Here is a 19,828-nt window from a genome sequence, read left to right as displayed (position 1 = left end):
ATCAGCTCCCGAGGCTGGACGGCAGTGGCGGCCTGCACCGCACGGCGACCAGGTCGCCGGACAGGACCTCCTGGCCCGCCGCGTGCGGCACGACGGCGGTGCTCCCCCGGCGCAGCTCCAGCGGGCCGAGGCTCCCGCTGCCCTCCAGCACGACCAGCACGGCGAACGACGGGTCCAGCTCGACCGAGCCGGACACGTGCAGGCGGTCGGCGCGGAAGAACGGGTCGGCGTTGCGCGCGAACAGGTCCACGGCGCCCTTGGACTGGTCGCCGGTGCGGCGGATCAGCTCGTCCAGCCTGCCGCCCCAGCCGTCCCGGTCGACGCAGCCGAGGGCCTTGTCGTAGCCGAGGCCGAGGTGACCGGCGTCCGGGGTCGCCAGGAAACCGGACCACTCCAGGGTGACCGAGAAGTCCGTGGGCTGCTGGAGCTCCACGATGAACACGCCCGCGCCGATCGCGTGCGGCACGCCCGCGGGCACGAACACCACGTCACCGGGGGAGACGCGGACCTCGTTCAGGGCGCCCAGCATCGCCGAGGTGTCCTGCTCGGCGACCCAGCGGGTCACCACGCCCTCGGGCACGTCGTCGCGGAAACCGATGTACACCAACGGGTTCGCGCCCTTGGTGCCGATGACGATCCACGCCTCGGTCTTGCCGTGGCGGCAGTCGAGGTGGGTCGCGGCGAACGCGTTCGACGGGTGGCAGTGCACCGGAAGGCGCTGGCCCGCGTCGAGCAGCTTCACCAGCAGGGCGGTGTCGGCGCCGAACTCCGCGACGTGCTCCGCGCCGAGCCAGGTGGTCGGGTCGGCGGCGACCGCGTCGCGCAGCAGCCTGCCGTCCGGCAGCCGCGACAGGCCCGCGTCGGGCTTGCCGAACAGCGTCGTGGTCGACGCGACCCAGTCCTCCGGGCCGAAGTCGGCCTCCGGGGCGCCGCGCAGCTCCGCGATGGACGCGCCACCCCGGTAGAACTGCTTCGGCTGGTTGGCGGGCAGTTCGATCGCCCGAGAACCCGTGTTGCTCACCTGCGGACCTCCCCTGAACCCCGTGGCACCAGGCGCACGGGCAGAACCACGCGGCGCGGCGGCGAGGCGTCCCCGTCCAGCCGGGCGTGCAGCAGATCGGCGGCGGCCTTGCCCAGCGCCTTCGCGTCGTGCGCGATCACCGTCACCGGTGGCGAGAGCAGGTCGGCCAGCTCGAAGTCGTCGAAGCCCACCAGGGCGGGCCGGTCGGTGGAGCCCGCGAGCGCGCGCAGCACGTGCACGGTGATCCGGTTGTTGCCGGTGACCAGCGCGGTCGCGGGAGTGGGGCCGGTGCGCAGCCGGTGCAGGGCGCGGCGCACGGAGTGCTCGTCGTGCGGGCCCATGGACACCAGGGCGTCGTGGTGGCCCAGACCGGCGCGCGCGCAGCCCTCGCGGTAGCCGCGCAGGCGCTCGTTGGCGGTGAAGATGTCGGGCGAGTCGCCGAGGAACGCGATCCGCCGGTGCCCGTGCGCGGCCAGGTGCGCGACCGCCTCCGCCGTGCCGCCGATGTTGTCGACCAGGACGGTGTCGGCGACGACGTCGCCCGCCGGCCGGTCCAGGAAGACGATCGGGGTGCCCGCGCGCATCTCGGGGACGAGGTAGCCGTGCTGGAGGCCCGCGGGGACGATCAGCAGGCCGTCGACGCGGCGGGAGCAGAACTCCAGGGCCAGCTCGCGCTCGCGGGCGGGGTCCTCGTCGGAGGAGCCGGTGATGACCTGCCTGCCGCGCAACCGGGCGATCTCCTGCACGGCGCGGGTGACGCCGGAGTAGAACGGGTTCGCGACGTCCTCCAGGACCATGCCGATGGTGCCCGTGGAGGAGCCCCGGCGCAGGTTGCGGGCGCTGAGGTTGCGCCGGAACCCGAGCTGGTCGATGGCCGCGAGGACCCGCTCGGCGGTGGCCGGGTGCACCCCGGCCTCGTCGTTGACGACGCGGGAGACGGTCTTGATGCTGACCCCGGCGAGGCGCGCGACGTCGTTCATGGTGGCGCGCCGCATCTTGCGGGCACCGGACTGCGCGCCGTTCGGGGACAACGTTGTCATAGTGACGGCATCACACCCCGCGCGGGTGATGGATGTCAACGGCGGGGTGGGGGGAGGAGGCGGGGGGCCGAAGGCGGGGAGGAGGCTTTATCGGTCAGGAGCGGGGGAGATCCGGCTCGATCGCTTTCGCGATCTGCTGGGCCACCGCGCAGGAGTCGTTGGTCACGCTGGCCGAGGTGAAGATGTCCACGCGGGAGGTCTTCGTCAGTTCGAGGACGACGGCGCAGTCGAACTTCGTCAGCGCCTTCTCGACGAGCTTCCCAGGGCGCCCGTTGACGTCGATGTCGGAGACCACGCCTTGGGAGCCGGGGTTGTGCTCGGCCAGGCCCAGGTCGGGGTAGATCTGAATCATGACCGACCGGACCTCGGGCAGGTCGCCCTTGCAGTCCTCCCCGTCCGATGACTTCTCTACATTCGTCACGCTGAACTCGCTGGCCACCTTTTCCAGAAGCGCGCAGGCGTCCGGGAGGGCCTCCGGGGAGGAACTCGTGCTGCTCGCGCCCGAAGACACGGGCCTGCTCGTGCCTGCGGCAGAGGGGCTGCCGGGCTCGACGGTTGAGCAGCCGCTGAGGACGACGACGGAGAGAAGCAGCGCGCTGAGCGCCGCCCGGTGCATTTTCAAGATCGGTGACCTTACTGCTTGTCGAGGATGTTCTTGGTCTGCCAGTCGTTCGACTCGTAGTTGTCCACCGCTTTCCGCACGGCCACTCGGGCCTCCGACAGCGCGGTGGTCAACTGCTCCAGGGCCGGGATGAGCCCGATCGTCCCGCTGCCGCCCGTGGCGTTCTCGAGGTTGTACTGGGCCATTGAGCCCTTTTCATCCTGGGCTGGATGCGTTGCCGTGTAGTGCTTCTTGCTGATCACAGGTTGATGAGCATCGGCGTGGCTCCGCCCGGACATGGCGAAGCCCCTGGTAGCAGAGCTATCGACCAAGAAAGTTCTGCACCGCCAGGGGCTTCACGTGCTGTTCTACCGTGCCGCGCTGCCGTTGTCACATCAGACCCTGACCTTCGTGTCCGGGCTGGTCCGCGCCCACCGCAAGCAGCTCGGATCGGTGTGGCGCAAGCTCAACCCAGGACAACAAGCCCTGCTGGTGCTGGTGTACCTGCGCAAAGGCGAGACCTTCGCCGATCTCGCCGCCGGGTTCGCGGTCTCGACCTCCACCTGCTGGCGCTATGTCAACGAGACCGTCGAACTGCTCGCCCAGCGGTCCCCGAAGCTCCGAGAAGCGCTGCGCAAGGCGAAACGCCAGGGCATGGCCCACGTGGTGATCGACGGCACGCTCATCCCGATCGACCGGATCGCCGCCGACCGCCCCTTCTACTCCGGCAAGCACAAGATCCATGGAGTGAACCTGCAGGTGATCGCGTCCCCGGACGGCACGATCCTGTGGGTGTCCGGCGACTTGCCCGGCAGCACCCACGACACCGCCGCCGCCCGGATCTGGAACATCCTCGCCGCCCTGCGCCACGCCGGGCTGATCGCCCTGGGCGACAAGGGCTACCACGCCTACGACCCGACCGACCGCCACGTGATCACCCCTTACAAGGGCCGCAACAAACCTGAATCACAGAAGGACGCCAACCGCGCCCATGCCCGCCTGCGCGGCCCCGGCGAACGCGCCAACGCCCAGCTCAAGACCTGGCGCATCCTCCGCAAACTCCGCTGCTGCCCCCGCCGCGCCGGCCGACTGGCCAAAGCCATCCACGTCCTACAGAACTACGAGGCCACCACAGGATGAAAAAGGCTCATTGCCTGGGCGTCGGGGCTCGTGCCGAGCCGGACCTTCTGGTTGATCTTGTACAAGTTCCCCTTGGTGTCGTTCAGGCTTCGCAGCGCTTCGTCGATCGCGTCGAGGTAGGCCTGCGCGCCGTCGCTGCTGATCGCGAATCCGCCCGATTCGGCCGCCTGGCGAAAGCCGGCCATGTTCTGCGTCAGCGCTTGCATCGATTTGATGTCCATCGTCCTCGGCGCACCTCGGGCTCGTCAGCGGATTCCGATGATTCCGGCAGGTCACGATACCGGGACCGATGTTCCCGTCAGTCCGTTTCCGGACAACCCGCTCACCGGCCCGTGCCACCGCCCGTGCCCCCCTCAGGCCCCCGCCCACCCACCGGACCCCCGAGCCCCATCCCCCCGCTTCGCCCCCCGAACCGGGTAAGCTGGCTCTCCGGGGTGGACGGTTGTCCCTAATGGGGCCGAAAGTCCCGACTCACACCAACTCCGGTCGGCTAAGCGGGGAATCTCCCTCGGCGGGACCCCGAAGCCCTTACGGTCAGGGGCCATGACAGGCACAGGCAACCCGGCTGTCGTCGTGTCCGACGTCCGCCAGGACCGGGTCGGCGGGCGCAGTGCGCTCGACGGCGTCTCCTTCACCGTCGCCGAGGGTGAGTTCTTCGGCCTGCTCGGGCCCGCCGGGTCCGGCAAGACCGCGCTGCTCGAAGTCCTCGACGGCCTGCGCCGCCCCGACTCCGGCCGGGTGGAGCTGCTCGGGGTCGAGCCGTGGCCGCGTGACGAGCGGCTCGCGCACCGGGTCGGGATGCGGCCCCAGGTCCCCTCCTTCTTCGACGGCATGGCCGCGCTCGACCAGGTCATGACGTTCGGCGCGCTGCGCGGCGTCGGGGTCACCGAGGCGGTGCGGGCGCTCGACCTCGTCGGGCTCGCGGGCAAGCTCGACGTGCCCGAGTACCGGATGACGGCCACCCAGCGCCAGCTGCTCTCGCTCGCCTGCTGCCTCGCGCACGACCCCGACGTGCTCCTGCTCGACGAGCCCACCGCGGGCCTCGACCCGACCGCCCGCCGCCACGTGTGGGACGTCCTGCGCACCGTCCAGGCCAGCGGCAAGACCGTCGTGTGCGCCACCGGCCACCCCGACGAGGCCGAGATCCTCTGCGACCGGGTCGCGGTCCTCGACCACGGCCGGGTCCTCGCCGCCGACACCCCCGCCGCCCTCGTGCGCCGCCTCGGCGCGCCCACGCTGGTCATCCTGCCCGCGGGCGAGATCAGCGCGCGCGACGCGCAGGCCATCACCGGCGTCGACCGCGCCCGCGAGATCGGCTCCTCGCTCGTCATCGCCACCCGCCGCCCCGGCCAGGTCCTGTCGGCGCTGTCCGCGCACTGCCCCACCGACGGCTTCCAGGTCCGCACCCCCGCGCTGGAGGACGTCTTCCTCGGCCTGACCGGCCGCGAGTACCCGGTGGCCGCCGACCCCCAGGCGGGGTGAAACACGTCATAACTGACAATGGGGACATGCTCTCCAGCCCCGTCGGTCGGTTCCGCCTCCTCGCGTTCGCCGAGGCCGTCTCCTGGGCCGGGCTCCTGCTCGGCATGTTCTTCAAGTACGTGGTGGTCGAGAACGAGCTCGGCGTGAAGATCTTCGGACCGGTCCACGGCGCGATCTTCGTCGGCTACCTGCTGGTGACCCTGATGATGTCCGACCGCTGGTCCAAGGGCACCCTCGCGGTCGCGATGCTGGCCTCCATCCCGCCCTTCGGCACCGTCCTCTTCGAGCGCTGGGCGCTCAAGAACGGCAAGCTGGCCGAGCAGCCCGCCGACGGCGCGACCGCTCAGGACTCCGGAGCCCCCGCGGCCTGACCGGCGCCCCCCGCAGCGGCTCGGGCCACCGCCCCGGCCGCTGCCCGCGCGTCCGAGAGGGCCCGCTCCACGTCCCCCTCGTGGTACACCCGCTCGGACCGCTCGATCCCGGCGAGGAACCCCGCGTACACCTCGGCCGCCAGCAGGTGCACGGCCGACCGCGCCTCGCCCAGCGCCGCCACCGGGTCGCTGCCGGGGAACGCCTCCCGCCACCCCTCGACCCACACCCGCTCCGCGATCCCGCGCAGGCCCACCGGCAGCGAGCCGAGCATCCGCGCCGCGTCGAGCGCCGGATTGCCCCGGTGCGCGTCCGACCAGTCCAGGACCACGCCGGACGAGCGCCAGTTCCCGCAGTGGAAGTCCCCGTGCAGCAGGGTCTCCGGCAGCCCGTGCGAGCCGATCCCCACGTCGCGGCGGCGCAGCGCGGCCAGGTCCGGGCTCCCGGCCAGCGCGACCTGCGCGGCGGTGAAGCGCGGCAGCACGGCCCGCAGGTCCGCCGACGTGGTCTCCCAGCAGTCGTGACCACCCGCGTCCGCGCTCAGCGTCCGGCCCGGCTCCGACGCCAGCACGCGCGGCGCCAGGTCCGGCGCGACCCCGGCCACCAGCGCGACCACCGCGGCCTCGTCCGCCAGGAACGGCGGCGTCGCCTTCAGCCACACCGGACCGGACGCGGTCGGCAACCGGTACACGCACGACAGGTTCCAGGTCTTCACCTGCACGGCAGGACCGGTCCTGGTCACCAGGCCGTCCGCCCAGTCCAGCAGCGCGCGCGGACCACCGGGACACGCCCACGGCAGGCGCAGCGGGTCCTCGGGCAGCTCCGGGTCGGGGGAGCGCAGCAGCAGACCGCGCGTGGGCACCCGGTCGACCTCCACCAGGTAGGTGACCCGCCCGTCCCTGGTCCGACCACCACCCGCGACGGACACCAGCCGCAGCACCGCCGAGGTCACGCCCAGCACCGCGTCCAGGTGCGCGGTGACCGGCTCCACGTCGTTCCACCACGGACTGGAGGGGACCTCGAAGGACAGGGAACCCAGGTGCAGCCCCGCGTGCTCGACCAGCACCACCACCTCGCGCATGACGGTCAAGGTAGGAGCGGACGGGGCGGAGGAGAAGAGATTAACGCGGGTGGGGGAACGGCGATCGGGGGAACGGGCGGTGGGCGACGGTGGACGGGTGAGCGGACCGCTGGACCGCGAGGACGAAGGACTGCGGGGGCGCGGTGGGCGGGTCCCTGGGCGTGGCCGGAGCCTGCTCGGTCGCGCTGCGGCGCGACCGAGGGGTGAGCGGACCGCTGGACCGCGAGGACGAAGGACTGCGGGGGCGCGGTGGGCGGGTCCCTGGGCGTGGCCGGAGCCTGCTCGGTCGCGCTGCGGCGCGACCGAGGGGTGAGCGGACCGCTGGACCGCGAGGACGAAGGACTGCGGGGGCGCGGTGGGCGGGTCCCTGGGTGTGGCCGGAGCCTGCTCGGTCGCGCTGCGGTGCGACCGAGGGGTGAGTGGACCGCTGGACCGCTGGACGAAGGACTGCGTGGGGCGCGGTGGGCGGGTCTCTCGGTGTGGCCGGAGCCTGCTCGGTCGCGCTGCGGCGCGACCGAGGGGTGAGCGGCCGTCCAGTGGACGTCCGTTGGACGCCCCGCCCGCTGTCCGGGCGCTCAGTCCTCGAAGTCCCCGGCCGTCCGCCTGACCTTCGCCAGCAGCTCCGTCAGCTGCTCGGTCTGCCGCTCGGTCAGCCCGTGGATGCCGAAGTTGACCTCGATCACGGCCTTCGTCGCCGCCTCGCGCCGCTCGTGCCCGGCCTCGGTGAGCTGGATCAGCGTGGTGCGCCGGTCGGTCGGGTGCGGGGTGCGGCGGACCAGGCCGTCGGCCTCCAGGCGGTCCACGATGTTCGTCACGCTCGTCGGGTGCAGCTGCAGGCGCTCGCCCATCACGCGCATCGGCACGCTGCCCGACTTGGAGAACGTCAGGAGCACCAGCGCCTCGTAGCGGGCGAACGTCAGGTTGTGCGGTTTGAGGGACGCGTCCACGGCGGACTGGATGATTTGCTGTACCCGCATGACGCTCGTCACCGCCGCCATCGACGGGGACGGCCCGATCCGCTTCTCCCACAGCTCGGCGGCGCGCGCGATGGGGTCGAAGGGGAGTGGCCGGTGCGTCATGACCCGAAGCTACCAGTGGGTACCGGGAATCGTTCAGGAGGCAGTTGTGCTCGTCGCGTTCAGCGTCAGCCCGCTCGGCGGGGAGTCGGACAGCGTCGCGGAAGCGGTCGCCGAGGCGGTCAGGGTGGTGCGCGAATCGGGGTTGCCCAACGAGACCAACGCGATGTTCACGCTCGTCGAGGGCGAGTGGGACGAGGTGATGGACGTCGTCAAGCGCGCCACCGAAGCGGTGCGGGCGCGGGCGCCCAGGGTGAGCCTGGTGCTGAAGGCCGACATCCGGCCGGGGCACACCGGGCAGATCACCGCCAAGGTCGACCGGGTCGAGCAGCACCTCGCCGCGGGCGCGGGCGGCGCGGACCCCGAGGGGGAGCGGGGATGAGCGACAGCGGAGCGGCCCGGCGGTTATGGCTGCGGTACGAGCCGTACCACGCCGTCACGTACTTCACGCCGGAGAGCAAGGCCGCCGCCAGGGAGCTGGGCTGCGCGCGGCACTGGACCGGGTACTTCGGGATGCGGGCCGCGCCGCTCGGCGCGGTCGGGCCGGAGGTGGTCGCGGCGTCCTTCTACAGCTTCCACCCGGACATGGTCGCCAGGGCCGTGCCGACCGCGTGGGACGACGCCGCGCCCGCCGACTTCCTCGCCGCCCGGCTGCGCGGGGTCGACGGGGCGCTGCGCAGGCTGCTCGACCCCGCGCCCACCGACCTGGACGGCGGGCGCGCGGCGCTCGACCTCGGCGACCTCGCCACCAGCGCGCACCTGGCCGAGGCCGCCGACCTCGCCTGGGCCGCCGCCGAGGCCGCGCCGGTCGCCGGACGCCCGCTCGCCGCCGCGAACCGGGCCCTCGGCAGGCCCGCCGAGGCGCACCTCGCGCTGTGGCAGGCGACGGCGGTGCTGCGCGAGTCCAGGGGGGACGGGCACGTGGCGGCGCTGGTCGCGGCCGACCTGGACCCGTGCGAGGCGCTGGTCCTGTTCGCCGCCGACCGCGCGCTCGACCCGGCGCTGCTGCGCCTGGCGCGCGGCTGGTCGCCGCAGGAGTGGGCCGACGCCGAGGACCGGCTGGCCGAGCGCGGCCTGCTGGAGCACGAACCCGCCGAACCCGAACCGGTCACCGGCTACGCCCGCCCCGCCGTGGAACCGGCCGAGCGGGAGCAAGGGGCAGGTGAGTGGGGAGCGGCCGAGCAGGAGCAGGGGGCGGGTGAGTGGGGAGCGGGCGAGCAGGAGCACCAGGCGCTCAGCGGGAACACCCCGAACCCGCCCGCCGAACCCGCCGACCGCCCCACCACCCCCACACCCGAGCGCCGCGTCGTGCTCACCACCGCCGGGATCGCGCTGCGGGAGCAGGTCGAGCGGGTCACCGACGCCGTCGCGGAGCGGCCGTGGCGGGTGCTCGGCGGTGCTCGGACCACCCGGTTGAGCGACTTGCTCACCCCGCTCGCCCTGACCATCGGGGCCCGCAACGAGGTGATGCGCGACAACCCGATGGCGATCGACCCGGTCCGCGACCTCCCCGACTAGGAGTCGTGCCAGGATGGGAGCGTGACAAGGCCAGACCCTCGCAAGACCGCAGCACTGTCCGCCGCGCTGTCCGGGGCGGTCGACCTCGGCGCGATCAAGGCGCGGGCCGACGCGGCCCGGCAGCGCGCCGCGGCGCCGCCCCCCAGCGCGCCCACCGCTCCCGGAGCCGCTCCCGGAGCCGGTTCCGGCGCACCGAGCCAGTGGGTCGTCGACGTCACCGAGGCCACCTTCCAGCCGGTGGTGGAGCGCTCCCTGGAGATCCCCGTCGTGGTCGAGCTGACCGCGTCGTGGAGCCCCGAGGCCGGGCAGCTCTCCCCGGTGCTGGAGCGCCTGGCCGAGGCGGGCGGCGGCGCGTGGCTGCTCGCCAGGGTCGACCTGGACGCCAGCCCGCGCATCGGCCAGCTGTTCGGCGTGCAGTCGGTGCCCACGGTCGTCGCGGTCGCGGGCGGCCAGCCGATCGACGCGTTCGCCGGTCCGCTGCCCGAGGACGAGATCGCCCAGTGGATCGACCGCCTGCTCGACGCGCTCCGCGACCGCCTCCCCGGCATCGCGGCGGCCGAGGCGAACCGGGGCGCGCCCGCGCCGGAGCCGGAGGACCCGCGCCTCACCGCCGCCGAGACCGCCTTCGAGGAGGGCGACTTCGCCGCCGCCGAGGCGGCCTACGAGGCGATCCTGTCCGCCGAGCCCGGCAACGCCGAGGCCAAGGCGGCGCTCGCCCAGGTCCGGTTCACCGCGCGGGTCGAGAGCCTGGACCCCGCCGTGGTGGCCACCGCCGACGCGAACCCGGACGACCTGGAGGCGCAGCTCGCCGCCGCCGACGTGCAGATCGTCAACCAGGAGGTCGAGCAGGCGTTCCAGCGGCTCGTGGACACCGTCCGCCGGGTCTTCGGCGACGACCGCGACAAGGTGCGCAACCACCTGATCGCCCTGTTCGAGCTGTTCCCGGCGGACGACCCGGCCGTGGCCAAGGCCCGCCGCAACCTCGCCAGCGCGCTCTACTGACCGCCCGGCACGACCAGACCGGCACGACCGGACCAGCACGACCGGACCACTGAAGGCCGAGGGCCGCCGGGGAAGATCCCCGGCGGCCCTCGGCGCGTCAGAACCCGTCCCTCAGCTCCCGTACTTCCGCGTGCACAGCCCGGAGCCCTCGAAGAACCCGTCGCGGAACGCCTCCACCCGCGCGAACCCGGACGGCACCGAGGAGCCGTTCACGTCCGCCGCGATCAGGCTCCCCTCGGCGAGCAGCTCGGCCACCGCCTCGTCCAGGTCGCCCGAGGACAGCCGCAGCTCCACGCCCTCCTTGTTCGTCGTCCCGGCCCAGTACCCGGTCAGGCAAGCCGTGCGCAGCCCGGCGGCGGGACCGGCCAGCGAGTACCCGGTGGCCTTCTGGATCGACAGCGCGTACCGCGACGCGATCTCGGCGAACGCCGCGAAGTCCCCGATGCCGCCCGCCTGCCCGCGCTTGGTCGGGGTGCCGATCCTCACCAGCTCCACCAGGTCCACCGCGATCACGTTCGTCGACGGGCAGTACGACGCGGGCAGCGTCTCCTCCGCGTCCGCGCAGTCGACCATGGTCTCCTTGAGCGCGGGCGGGGTGGCGCCGCTCTGCTTGTAGGCGTCGCGCAGGCTGGCCTCCAGCTTGTCCAGGACCTTCCGCTCGCCGACCGGCAGGTTGCCCATGCCCGTGCCGGAGTCGGTGTCCTTCGCGCTGAACCGCTGCTGCGTGATCCGCTCCTGGATCTCCGCGTCGTCGATCTGCGAGCACCGCTTCGGGTCGCCCGCGAAGCCGAACTGGAACGCGGTGACCCGGTCGAACGCGCTGCCGTGCGCCCCGCGCTTCTCGGCGCTGGTGCCCGCCGCGTCCTTGATGAAGAACATCGTCTGGAGCACCTGGTTCAGGCCCGGCCCGGTGGAGATCCGGAAGTGCTCGGACTTGCCCTCGGCGACCCAGCGGAAGAAGTTGCCCGCGTAGCAGTCGGCCTGCTGCTCCTTGACGATGCTGCTGGTGGCCTGCGTGACGCCGCCGTCCGGGCCGAGCTTGTACTGGATCGCGTGGCCCATCTCGTGGGCCAGCACGGTCACCACGGCCATCGGCCCGAACGCCTCGTGCAGCATCGGCAGCAGGTCGCCCCGGTCCCAGGCGATGCTGTCGTCCAGCGAGCAGTAGAACGCGTTGGGCACGCCCGCCGTGTTGATCCGGCAGATCTCGACGCCCCGCCCGGTCGAGTCGTAGGAGACCAGGCGCTTGACGGACTCGAACTCGCGCCCGCCGAAGTTCTTCGGCAGCTGCTCGGCCCAGTACTGCTCGACGTCGGCCAGCGCGTTGATCGCCAGCCGGTCCATCTCGCCGCCGTCGCCGTTCTCCACCCGCAGGTCCGCGTCCGGCACCCCCGGCTTGGGGCCGCTCTCCCCGGTGGTGATGTCCAGACCGGACACCTTCGACGCGTCGGGCGGCATCATCCGCCCCTGCCCCGACACCACCTCGGTGCAGCCGCTGAGCAGAGCGGCCACCGCCAGCGCCGCGACGAGCGCCGCGCCCTTGCCCGTCCGTCGAGCCATGATGCCCAAGCCCCGTCCAGATCCGCGCCAACCTGACAACCGGGCCACAGGCCCCGCTCCGCGCACCCTACTTCGCCCCCAGTCCGGTCCGGGCGGGAGTCGGGAGCGCGGTGTCCTGCGACACAGCGCGTGCCGGACCCCGCCGGGGCCGCCGATAGCTTCACGCCCAACAGGGTGATCATTCACCCAGGGGTGTGAGGTCCTGGATAGCGTCCGGGCATGAGGTACGCGGGGCGTCCCGGCTGGCTGGTCTCCCACGGCGGCGGCTCGGAGTTCGTGCTGGCCCTGCACGTCTGCGCCGCCCTCGGGCTGGAGCACGCGCTCGCGCCCGACGTGCCGCCGCTGGACCGACCGCTGCCCGTCGGGAGCGTCCTGCCCGTCGCGGAGCTCGACCTCGGTCGGATCGCCGCGGACTGGGAGGACTGGTGGGCCGGGCTGCTCTCGCGGGGCCACCGCCGCCCGGAGTTCCGCCCCGGCCTGCGGGACGGCCTGCCCGCCGGGCTCGACACCCGCGGCGACGAGCTGCGTGCCGCGTCCGCCCGGTGGACCGTCGAGCGGAAGCGGGCGTTGGAGCGGGCTGGGGCGCCGCACCCGCGCGAGGTGCTGCCGGTCCAGCGCGCCGTCGCCGAGCTGGAGGCCGAGGGGTTCGCGAGCCCGCTGTTCGAGCTGCACGTCGAGGAGCTCCCGGTAGCGGGCGACCTCTGGCGGCACGAGCCGAGGGGCTTCGTGCTGGCGTCCACCCGCGCCCTGCGCGCCGACACCGCCGCAGAACGCCTCAAGACCGCCCTGCGCGACCTCCTGGTCTGAGCCCGTCAGGCGATCCCGCACTTCGAAAGCCCTTCGAGCACCCCGGTGCGGAACACCTCGACCCGCTTGAACCCCGGTCCCACCGCCGACCCGCCCTCGGCGTCGCGGCCCGCGTAGTCGTGGGCCAGCAGCACCTGCACGGCCTCGTCCAGGTCGCCGGGGGAGAGGCCGAAGCCCTGCTGCCTGGTGAACACCTCGCGGGTGTACGCCCCGGCCAGGCACAGCGCGTTCGCCGCCGCCCCGTCGCCCTGGACCGGCTTGCCGGTGGCGGCCAGCGCGGCCAGCCCGTACCGGCTGGCCAGCAGCGTGCCGGTGGCGTAGTCGCCGATCCGGGCGTGCAGCTTCGGCAGCTCCTCGTTCACGTCGATCTCGACCGCCGCGTCGGCCGGGCAGAACGCGATCGGCCCCTGGTCACCGGCGCAGTCCGGCTCCTGCTCCACCGTGGTGATCTTCGGCGCGACCCACCGCCCACCGGCCTGCCGCACCGCGGCCTCGTAGTAGGCGTTCAGGTCGGGCAGGACGCTGTCGAGCATGTCCGCGAACGGCAGGTTCCCGCCCCGGCTCTGGTCGGCCGCGGTGGTGAACGACTGCTGGGTGAACGGCCGGTTGTCCACGGTCATGGCCGCGCAGAACTTCGTGCCCTGCTGGTAGCCGTCCTGGAACGCGGACACCCGGTCGAACGCGTTGCCGTGCGCCGAGCGGTCGCCTGCGGAGGTGCCCACCGGGTCGCGGAAGGTGATCAGCGCGCCGAGCGCCGAGTCCAGCGACTCGGCGCCGATCGACAGGTGCTCGGCCTCGCCGTCGTTGACCCACTTGAGGAAGTTGCCCGCGTAGCAGTCGGCCATCGCCTCGGTCAGGATCGTCGGGTACTTCTCCGGCTGCCTGCGCTCCAGCTCCTGCGTGATGCCCATCCGCCGCTGCACGGCGTGGCCCATCTCGTGGGCGAGCACGATCACCACGGCCGAGTCGCCGAAGCTGTCCTGGAGCACCGGCAGCAGCGCGGCCCGGTCCCAGGCGATCGCGTCGGCGCTCGGGCAGTAGAACGCGTTGCCCTCCACGTCCAGCGCCTTCTCGGTGCACGGCGGCGGCTTGGCGGACTGGCTGCTGGTGTCCACCGAGTAGTACCCGCCGGACAGCTCCTTCCAGTCCTGGCCGAAGGTCTCCGGGAAGGCGGTCTTCCAGAACTGCTCGACGTCGGTGATCGCGGCGGCGGCGAGCTGGTCGATCGGGCTGCCGTCGGCGCCCCGGATGAACGAGGTGTCGACCGTTCCCCTGGTGACCCCCTCGCCCGCGACGGGCCGCCCCGGCACGGGCTGGGTGCAGCCGCTCACCACGGCCACGAGGGTGATCAGCACGGTCACGTCCGCCAGCCGACCGGATGAGCGCAGCATGGGCCCATTGTGCCCCGTTCGGACGCTCCGGGGGAGCGGACCGGGAAGACCCGGAGACGCGGAACGGCCGGGAGGCGGTCACCTCCCGGCCGTCCGGTCGACCAGCCCGGCCTCAGGCCTTCGCGGTCCCGGCGGGCGCGTCGCCCGCGGGCTCCGCACCGGCCTTCACCGGCGGGGCCACGGCGGGCGCGGGCTCCACCGGGCCCGGCTCCACCGGCCCCGCGGGCACCGGCTCAGCGGGCACCGGCCCTGCGGGAGCGGGCGCCACCTCGGCGGGCACGATCTCGGCGGGCGGGACCACCTCCACCTCGGGCAGCTCGTCCAGCACCGCCTCCAGCACCACCGCGCCCTCGGCGCCGTCCGCCAGCACCGCCTCCGCCGCCTCGACCGCGAGCTCCTCCGGCCCGTCCTCCGGCGCCAGCCACAGCACCCCGTTCGGCGGCAGCTGGAGCACCGCCGACGTCGGCCGCCCGTGCCACGGCGCCCCGTCGGCCTCCACACCGCCCAGGTTGCCCACCCCGGAACCGCCGTAGTGCCCCGAGTCCGTGTTCAGCACCTCGCGCCACCGGCCGCCCACCGGCAGCCCGACCCGGTAGTCGTGGTGCGGCTGCCCGGAGAAGTTCGCCACGCACGCCAGCAGCGACCCGTCCTCGCCGATCCGCAGGAAGCTCAGCACGTTCCCGCCCGAGTCGTTCGCGTCGATCCACGAGAAGCCCTCGGGCCTGGAGTCGGCGCTGTACAGCGCGGGCGAGGCCCGGTACACCCGGTTCGCGTCCGCCACCAGCCTGCGCACGCCCGCGTGCAGCGGCTGCTCCAGCAGGTGCCAGTCCAGCGACTTCGACTCGGACCACTCCGCGGGCTGCCCGAACTCGCCGCCCATGAACAGCAGCTGCTTGCCGGGGTGCGCCCACATGAACGCCAGCAGGGTGCGCAGCCCCGCCGCCTTGTTCCAGTCGTCGCCGGGCATCCGCTGCCACAGCGAGCCCTTGCCGTGCACCACCTCGTCGTGCGAGAGCGGCAGCACGAAGTTCTCGCTCCACGCGTACACCATCGAGAAGGTGATCTCGTTGTGGTGGAACGAGCGGTGGATCGGCTCGCGCGACAGGTAGTGGAGCGAGTCGTGCATCCACCCCATGTTCCACTTGAACCCGAAGCCCAGCCCGCCCAGGTGCGTCGGCCGCGACACGCCCGGCCACGCCGTGGACTCCTCGGCGATCATCACCACGCCGGGGTGCCGCCGGTACACCGTCGCGTTCAGCTCCTGCAGGAACCGCACCGCGTCCAGGTTCTCCCGGCCGCCGAACTCGTTGGGCAGCCACTGCCCGTCCTGCCGCGAGTAGTCCAGGTACAGCATCGAGGCCACCGCGTCGACCCGCAGCCCGTCGAGGTGGAACTCCTCGATCCAGTACAGCGCGTTCGCGACCAGGAAGTTGCGCACCTCGTTGCGCCCGAAGTCGAACACGAGCGTGCCCCAGTCGGGCTGCTCGCCGCGCCGGGGGTCGGCGTGCTCGTACAGCGGGGTGCCGTCGAACTTCGCCAGCGCCCACGCGTCCTTCGGGAAGTGCGCGGGCACCCAGTCCACGATCACGCCGATGCCGCGCTGGTGCAGCACGTCCACGAAGTGCTTGAAGTCGTCCGGCGAGCCGAACCGCGAGGTGGGCGCGTAGTAGGAGGTGACCTGGTAGCCCCACGACCCGCCGAACGGGTGCTCGGCGATCGGCAGCAGCTCCACGTGCGTGAAGCCCGCCTCGGTCACGTAGTCCGCCAGCTCCTGCGCCAGCTCCCGGTAGCCGAGCTTGCGCCCGTCCTTCTCCGGCCGCCACGACCCGAGGTGCACCTCGTAGACGCTCATCGGCGCGTTCACCCACTGGGTGGCGTCGCGCCTGGCCTCCCACTCGGCGTCGTCCCAGGCGTACAGCGACTCGGTCACCACCGAGGCGGTCTGCGGCGGGACCTCCGTGGCGAACGCCATCGGGTCGGCCTTCTCGTGCCACGCCCCGTCCGCGCCCAGGATGCGGAACTTGTACCGCGAGCCCACCGGCAGGTTCGGGACGAACACCTCCCAGACGCCGGTGTTGCCCAGCGAGCGCAGCGGGTTCGCGCGGCCGTCCCAGCCGTCGAAGTCGCCGCACACCCGCACGCCGCGCGCGGTCGGCGCCCACACCGCGAACGACACGCCCCGCACCACGCCCGCGGGGGTGTCGTAGCTGCGCGGGTGCGCGCCCAGCACGTCCCACAGCCGCTCGTGGCGGCCCTCGGCGATCAGGTGCAGGTCAAGCTCGCCCACGGTCGGCAGCCACCGGTACGGGTCGTCCACCTCGACGACGTGCCCCCGGTAGTCCACCTCCAGGTGGTAGTCGCCGCCGGGGTGCTCGGGCAGCTCGCCCGCGAACAGCCCGTCGGCGACCCGGTCCAGCTCGAACCTCTTGTCCCCGACCAGCACCGACACCGCGCTCGCACCCGGCCGCAGCGCTCGGGCGACCGCGCCGCCTCCGACGCCGTGCACCCCCAGCACCGAGTGGGGGTCGTGGTGCGACCCCGCCAGCAGCCGGTCGACGTCCTCGGGCTGGATCGCACTCACGTCCCGCTCACGCTCCTTCTCCGGTGATCCGGGCGATCGACGACAGCGGAACCGTCAACCACTCCGGTCGGTTGGCATGTTCGTAGGCGACCTCGTAGACCGCCTTGTCGAGCTCGAACGCCCGCAGCAGCGGACCGCGCTCGCGCGGGTCGCCCACGGCCGCCGCCGAGGACTCCGCGTAGCCCTCGGTGAACGCGGCCCGGTTGCGCCGCGACCACTCCAGGGCGCGCCTGGCCAGCTGCTCGTCCTCGGGCTGCCCGACCAGCAGCTGGTGCGCCGCGTAGTCGAACGACCGCAGCATCCCCGCCACGTCCCGCAGCGGCGAGCGCAGCGCGGTCCGCTCCGCCAGCGGCGCGCCGGGCTCGCCCTCGAAGTCGATGACCAGCCAGCCGTGCACGGTCCGCAGCACCTGACCGAGGTGCAGGTCGCCGTGGATGTGCTGGATGGCGATCGCGCCGGGGGTGTCCCGCGCCTGGTCGAACGCCTCGCGCAGCGCGGGCGCGTACTGCTCCAGCTCCGGCACCGAGCCCAGCACCAGGTCCAGCCTGGCGTGCATGGCCCGCACCGAGCGCTCGATGTCGTCGGCGTCGGCGACCTGGGCGCCCAGCGCGCGCTCCAGGTCCGCGTGCACCCGCGCCACCGCCGCGCCCAGCCTGCTCGCCTCGCCCGCGAAGTCCCCGCCCACCTCGTTCGGGTGCAGGTCCCCCTCGGCCATCAGGTCGCGCACGCTCGTGGTCGCCATCGCCCAGCCGTCCACCGCGTCCGGGAGGAACTGCTGGAGCATCCCGAACGTGGTGCGCTCGCCCTTGAGCTCGCCGCTGATCGAGCCCAGCGGCCGGGCGATGTGCTCGCAGCCCACCTCGTGCAGCGCCCGCTGGAGCACCAGGTCCGGGTTCTCGCCCAGGGTGAGCTTGCGGAAGAACTTCAGGATGCACTGGCTGCCGAACACCACCGAGGTGTTCGACTGCTCCGAGGTGATCGGCCTGCCGCGCAGGCCCTCCGGCACCTCGACGCCCGGCTCGGTCCGGAACTCCAGGCCCTCGACGGTGTCGCCGCGCGCGATCCGGTCCAGCAGCAGACCGGTCAGCTCGGCGTCGCCGGTGGCCTCGAAGCCCTCCAGCCGGTCGCTCACCACCAGCTGGTACGGGTCGAGCCGGTCGGCCTGCTCGACCTCCACGACCAGGTGCACCAGCAGCGGGTCGTGCGAGAGCACGGTGCTGCGCAGCGGGCGCACCGCGTCGACGGGGCGGTCCTTGCCGCCGAACCAGCGCTGCGCGGGCAGCCAACCGGTCAGCTCCGCGACCACCTTGTCCACGAGCTCCTGCGGTTGCGTCACGCTCTCACCTGCTGCTTTCGCCGTCGTCGCCCGCCGCCACGAGCTGGAACCAGTAGAAGCCGTGCCCCGGCAGGGTGAGCAGGTAGGACAGCTCGCCGATCTGCGGGAAGCGCACCCCGCCGGTCAGCTCCACCGGGCGCAGCCCCCGGTGCTCGCCCAGGTCCAGCTCGACGGGCTGCGGGAACCGGGACAGGTTGTTCACGCACAGCACGATGTCCTCCTGGCCGTCCGGCCGCGCCCAGCGCCGCCGGTAGGCCAGCACGCTCGGGTTCGAGCCGCCCAGGTCGTCGAAGTCGCCCTCCGCGAACGCGTGGTGCTGCTTGCGGATCTCGATCATCCGCCGGGTCCAGTTCAGCAGCGAGGACTGGTTGTTCAGCTGCGCCTCGACGTTGAGCGCCTGGTAGCCGTACACCGGGTCCATGATCACCGGCAGGTACAGCCGACCCGGATCGCAGCCGGAGAAGCCCGCGTTCCGGTCGGGCGTCCACTGCATCGGGGTGCGCACGCCGTCGCGGTCGCCCAGCCAGATGTTGTCGCCCATGCCGATCTCGTCGCCGTAGTACAGCACCGGCGAGCCGGGCAGCGACAGCAGCATCGCCGTGAACAGCTCCTGCTGGTTCCGGTCGTTCTCCAGCAGCGGGGCCAGCCTGCGGCGGATGCCGATGTTCGCCTTCATCCGCGGGTCCTTGGCATACTCCGCGTACATGTAGTCGCGCTCCTCGTCGGTGACCATCTCCAAGGTCAGCTCGTCGTGGTTGCGCAGGAAGATGCCCCACTGGGAGCCGTCCGGGATGCTCGGCGTCTGGGCCAGGATCTCCGAGATCGGGAAGCGGGACTCGCGGCGCACCGCCATGAAGATGCGCGGCATCAGCGGGAAGTGGAACGCCATGTGGCACTCGTCGCCGCCCACCTCGGGGTCGCCGAAGTACTCCACCACGTCCGCGGGCCACTGGTTCGCCTCGGCCAGCAGCACCCGGCCGGGGTACTCGTCGTCGACGACCTTGCGGCAGCGCTTGAGGAAGTCGTGCGTGCGCGGCAGGTTCTCGCAGTTCGTGCCCTCCTGCTCGAACAGGTAGGGCACGGCGTCCAGGCGGAACCCGTCGATGCCCAGGTCCAGCCAGAACCGCAGGATGTCGAGCATCGCCTCCTGCACGTCCGGGTTCTCGAAGTTGAGGTCCGGCTGGTGCGAGAAGAACCGGTGCCAGAAGAACTGGCCGCGCACCGGGTCGTACGTCCAGTTCGAGGACTCGGTGTCCACGAAGATGACGCGCGCGTCCGCGTAGCGCGAGTCGTCGTCGCTCCACACGTAGTACTCGCCGTACGGGCCGTCCGGCTCGGCGCGCGACTGCTGGAACCACGGGTGCGCGTCCGAGGTGTGGTTGAGCACCAGGTCGGTGATCACCCGGATGCCCCGGCGGTGCGCCTCGTCCAGCAGGTACACGAAGTCGTCGACGGTGCCGAACTCCGGCAGCACCGCCCGGAAGTCGCTGATGTCGTAGCCGCCGTCGCGCAGCGGCGAGGCGTAGAACGGCGGCAGCCAGAGGCAGTCGACGCCGAGCCACTCCAGGTAGTCCAGCCGCGAGGCCAGACCCCTCAGGTCGCCGGTGCCGTCCCCGTTCGAGTCGGAGAAGGCGCGCACCAGCACCTCGTAGAACACCGCGCCCTTGTACCAGGCCTGGTCGCGCGGCACCTCCCTGGCCGATTTGAAGTCCTCGGCCTGGGGTTCGACCAGCAGCCCGTCGGCACCGATGGCCTCACCGGTGTGCGGGATGCCGTCCAGACCGAGTGCCGCGTCGGGTCGGGGTTCCTCGTCGTGCATGATG

At 72.6% G+C, this 19,828-nt stretch carries 19 protein-coding genes; 7 read left to right on the top strand and 12 right to left on the bottom strand.

What is annotated here, in order from left to right:
* Position 1: 1 nt before the first annotated feature.
* From AMIR_RS30190 to AMIR_RS40755, 4 genes are all read right to left on the bottom strand, one after another.
* Positions 2–1,021, bottom strand: coding sequence for a class I mannose-6-phosphate isomerase (locus AMIR_RS30190; protein WP_015804782.1), 1,020 nt, complete (start codon positions 1,019–1,021; stop codon positions 2–4).
* Entirely contained in the window at positions 1,018–2,001 is a 984-nt protein-coding gene (locus AMIR_RS30185; RefSeq protein WP_041838506.1) for a LacI family DNA-binding transcriptional regulator, read from the bottom strand. Before AMIR_RS30185 ends, AMIR_RS30190 begins: the two co-directional genes overlap by 4 nt.
* A gap of 154 nt (positions 2,002–2,155) precedes the next feature.
* Positions 2,156–2,482 carry a DUF3558 domain-containing protein gene (locus tag AMIR_RS39730; protein WP_143760959.1) on the bottom strand — a complete coding sequence of 109 codons (327 nt, stop codon included), beginning with the start codon at positions 2,480–2,482 and terminating at the stop codon, positions 2,156–2,158.
* 212 nt (positions 2,483–2,694) lie between these two features.
* Positions 2,695–2,868, bottom strand: coding sequence for a hypothetical protein (locus AMIR_RS40755; RefSeq protein WP_015804779.1), 174 nt, complete (start codon positions 2,866–2,868; stop codon positions 2,695–2,697).
* Between the two features lie 154 nt (positions 2,869–3,022).
* On the opposite strand from AMIR_RS40755, the gene AMIR_RS30170 reads away from it, so the two are divergent.
* The gene (locus AMIR_RS30170; RefSeq protein WP_041836501.1) at positions 3,023–3,802 is read left to right on the top strand and encodes an IS5-like element ISAmi2 family transposase; all 780 of its coding nucleotides are present in this window, start codon (positions 3,023–3,025) and stop codon (positions 3,800–3,802) included.
* Here AMIR_RS30170 and AMIR_RS30165 read toward each other — a convergent pair.
* Positions 3,781–4,023: a hypothetical protein gene (locus tag AMIR_RS30165; RefSeq protein WP_049797006.1), complete on the bottom strand. Its 243-nt coding sequence runs from the start codon at positions 4,021–4,023 to the stop codon at positions 3,781–3,783. The genes AMIR_RS30170 and AMIR_RS30165 overlap by 22 nt on opposite strands.
* Positions 4,024–4,345: 322 nt before the next feature.
* Between AMIR_RS30165 and AMIR_RS30160 the strand changes: the two genes are divergently transcribed.
* Positions 4,346–5,284 carry an ABC transporter ATP-binding protein gene (locus tag AMIR_RS30160; protein ID WP_015804777.1) on the top strand — a complete coding sequence of 313 codons (939 nt, stop codon included), beginning with the start codon at positions 4,346–4,348 and terminating at the stop codon, positions 5,282–5,284.
* 26 nt (positions 5,285–5,310) lie between these two features.
* Complete coding sequence (locus AMIR_RS30155) at positions 5,311–5,655, top strand: DUF3817 domain-containing protein (protein WP_041837129.1); 345 nt, start codon at positions 5,311–5,313, stop codon at positions 5,653–5,655.
* On the opposite strand, the gene AMIR_RS30150 is transcribed toward AMIR_RS30155, so the two are convergent.
* Positions 5,628–6,734, bottom strand: coding sequence for a phosphotransferase (locus tag AMIR_RS30150; protein ID WP_049797005.1), 1,107 nt, complete (start codon positions 6,732–6,734; stop codon positions 5,628–5,630). The genes AMIR_RS30155 and AMIR_RS30150 overlap by 28 nt on opposite strands.
* Positions 6,735–7,309: 575 nt before the next feature.
* Complete coding sequence (locus tag AMIR_RS30145; RefSeq protein ID WP_015804774.1) at positions 7,310–7,813, bottom strand: MarR family winged helix-turn-helix transcriptional regulator; 504 nt, start codon at positions 7,811–7,813, stop codon at positions 7,310–7,312.
* 46 nt (positions 7,814–7,859) lie between these two features.
* Here AMIR_RS30145 and AMIR_RS30140 point away from each other — a divergent pair, with 46 nt between their 5' ends.
* The 3 genes from AMIR_RS30140 to AMIR_RS30130 are packed head-to-tail and all read left to right on the top strand — an operon-like array spanning position 7,860 to position 10,330.
* Positions 7,860–8,192, top strand: coding sequence for an MTH1187 family thiamine-binding protein (locus AMIR_RS30140; protein ID WP_015804773.1), 333 nt, complete (start codon positions 7,860–7,862; stop codon positions 8,190–8,192).
* Positions 8,189–9,328 (top strand): SCO6745 family protein, encoded by a 1,140-nt coding sequence (locus AMIR_RS36395; protein WP_015804772.1) that lies wholly within the window; start codon positions 8,189–8,191, stop codon positions 9,326–9,328. The genes AMIR_RS30140 and AMIR_RS36395 overlap by 4 nt, the downstream gene beginning before the upstream one ends.
* 21 nt (positions 9,329–9,349) lie before the next feature.
* Entirely contained in the window at positions 9,350–10,330 is a 981-nt protein-coding gene (locus AMIR_RS30130; protein ID WP_015804771.1) for a tetratricopeptide repeat protein, read from the top strand.
* Positions 10,331–10,441: 111 nt separating this feature from the next.
* Here the strand turns inward: AMIR_RS30130 and AMIR_RS30125 are convergent, their stop codons facing one another.
* Entirely contained in the window at positions 10,442–11,929 is a 1,488-nt protein-coding gene (locus AMIR_RS30125; RefSeq protein WP_425358894.1) for a neutral zinc metallopeptidase, read from the bottom strand.
* Between the two features lie 180 nt (positions 11,930–12,109).
* On the opposite strand from AMIR_RS30125, the gene AMIR_RS30120 reads away from it, so the two are divergent.
* Complete coding sequence (locus tag AMIR_RS30120) at positions 12,110–12,697, top strand: hypothetical protein (RefSeq protein ID WP_015804769.1); 588 nt, start codon at positions 12,110–12,112, stop codon at positions 12,695–12,697.
* Positions 12,698–12,702: 5 nt separating this feature from the next.
* On the opposite strand, the gene AMIR_RS30115 is transcribed toward AMIR_RS30120, so the two are convergent.
* From AMIR_RS30115 to treS, 4 genes are all read right to left on the bottom strand, one after another.
* Positions 12,703–14,088, bottom strand: a complete 1,386-nt coding sequence (locus AMIR_RS30115) for a neutral zinc metallopeptidase (protein WP_015804768.1) — start codon at positions 14,086–14,088, stop codon at positions 12,703–12,705.
* 112 nt (positions 14,089–14,200) lie between these two features.
* Positions 14,201–16,669, bottom strand: a complete 2,469-nt coding sequence (gene glgB, locus AMIR_RS30110; protein ID WP_015804767.1) for a 1,4-alpha-glucan branching protein GlgB — start codon at positions 16,667–16,669, stop codon at positions 14,201–14,203.
* 7 nt (positions 16,670–16,676) lie between these two features.
* The gene (locus AMIR_RS30105; RefSeq protein ID WP_015804766.1) at positions 16,677–18,005 is read right to left on the bottom strand and encodes a maltokinase N-terminal cap-like domain-containing protein; all 1,329 of its coding nucleotides are present in this window, start codon (positions 18,003–18,005) and stop codon (positions 16,677–16,679) included.
* Between the two features lie 4 nt (positions 18,006–18,009).
* Positions 18,010–19,824: a maltose alpha-D-glucosyltransferase gene (gene treS / locus AMIR_RS30100; protein ID WP_015804765.1), complete on the bottom strand. Its 1,815-nt coding sequence runs from the start codon at positions 19,822–19,824 to the stop codon at positions 18,010–18,012.
* Positions 19,825–19,828: the final 4 nt, after the last annotated feature.

This window comes from Actinosynnema mirum DSM 43827 (genome assembly GCF_000023245.1).
Taxonomy (GTDB): domain Bacteria; phylum Actinomycetota; class Actinomycetes; order Mycobacteriales; family Pseudonocardiaceae; genus Actinosynnema; species Actinosynnema mirum.
Note: the sequence above shows the minus strand (reverse complement) of the source record. Positions and strands in the feature narration are given on the sequence as shown.

Bases quoted from the DNA above. Each gene is read 5' to 3' on its own strand.
- AMIR_RS30160 (WP_015804777.1), top strand. From the start codon at position 4,346: ATGACAGGCACAGGCAACCCGGCTGTCGTCGTGTCCGACGTCCGCCAG.
- AMIR_RS30145 (WP_015804774.1), bottom strand. From the start codon at position 7,813: ATGACGCACCGGCCACTCCCCTTCGACCCCATCGCGCGCGCCGCCGAG.
- AMIR_RS30120 (WP_015804769.1), top strand. From the start codon at position 12,110: ATGAGGTACGCGGGGCGTCCCGGCTGGCTGGTCTCCCACGGCGGCGGC.
- AMIR_RS30185 (WP_041838506.1), bottom strand. From the start codon at position 2,001: ATGAACGACGTCGCGCGCCTCGCCGGGGTCAGCATCAAGACCGTCTCC.
- AMIR_RS36395 (WP_015804772.1), top strand. From the start codon at position 8,189: ATGAGCGACAGCGGAGCGGCCCGGCGGTTATGGCTGCGGTACGAGCCG.
- treS (WP_015804765.1), bottom strand. From the start codon at position 19,824: ATGCACGACGAGGAACCCCGACCCGACGCGGCACTCGGTCTGGACGGC.
- AMIR_RS40755 (WP_015804779.1), bottom strand. From the start codon at position 2,868: ATGGCCCAGTACAACCTCGAGAACGCCACGGGCGGCAGCGGGACGATC.
- AMIR_RS30165 (WP_049797006.1), bottom strand. From the start codon at position 4,023: ATGGACATCAAATCGATGCAAGCGCTGACGCAGAACATGGCCGGCTTT.
- AMIR_RS30150 (WP_049797005.1), bottom strand. From the start codon at position 6,734: ATGCGCGAGGTGGTGGTGCTGGTCGAGCACGCGGGGCTGCACCTGGGT.
- AMIR_RS30155 (WP_041837129.1), top strand. From the start codon at position 5,311: ATGCTCTCCAGCCCCGTCGGTCGGTTCCGCCTCCTCGCGTTCGCCGAG.
- AMIR_RS30115 (WP_015804768.1), bottom strand. From the start codon at position 14,088: ATGCTGCGCTCATCCGGTCGGCTGGCGGACGTGACCGTGCTGATCACC.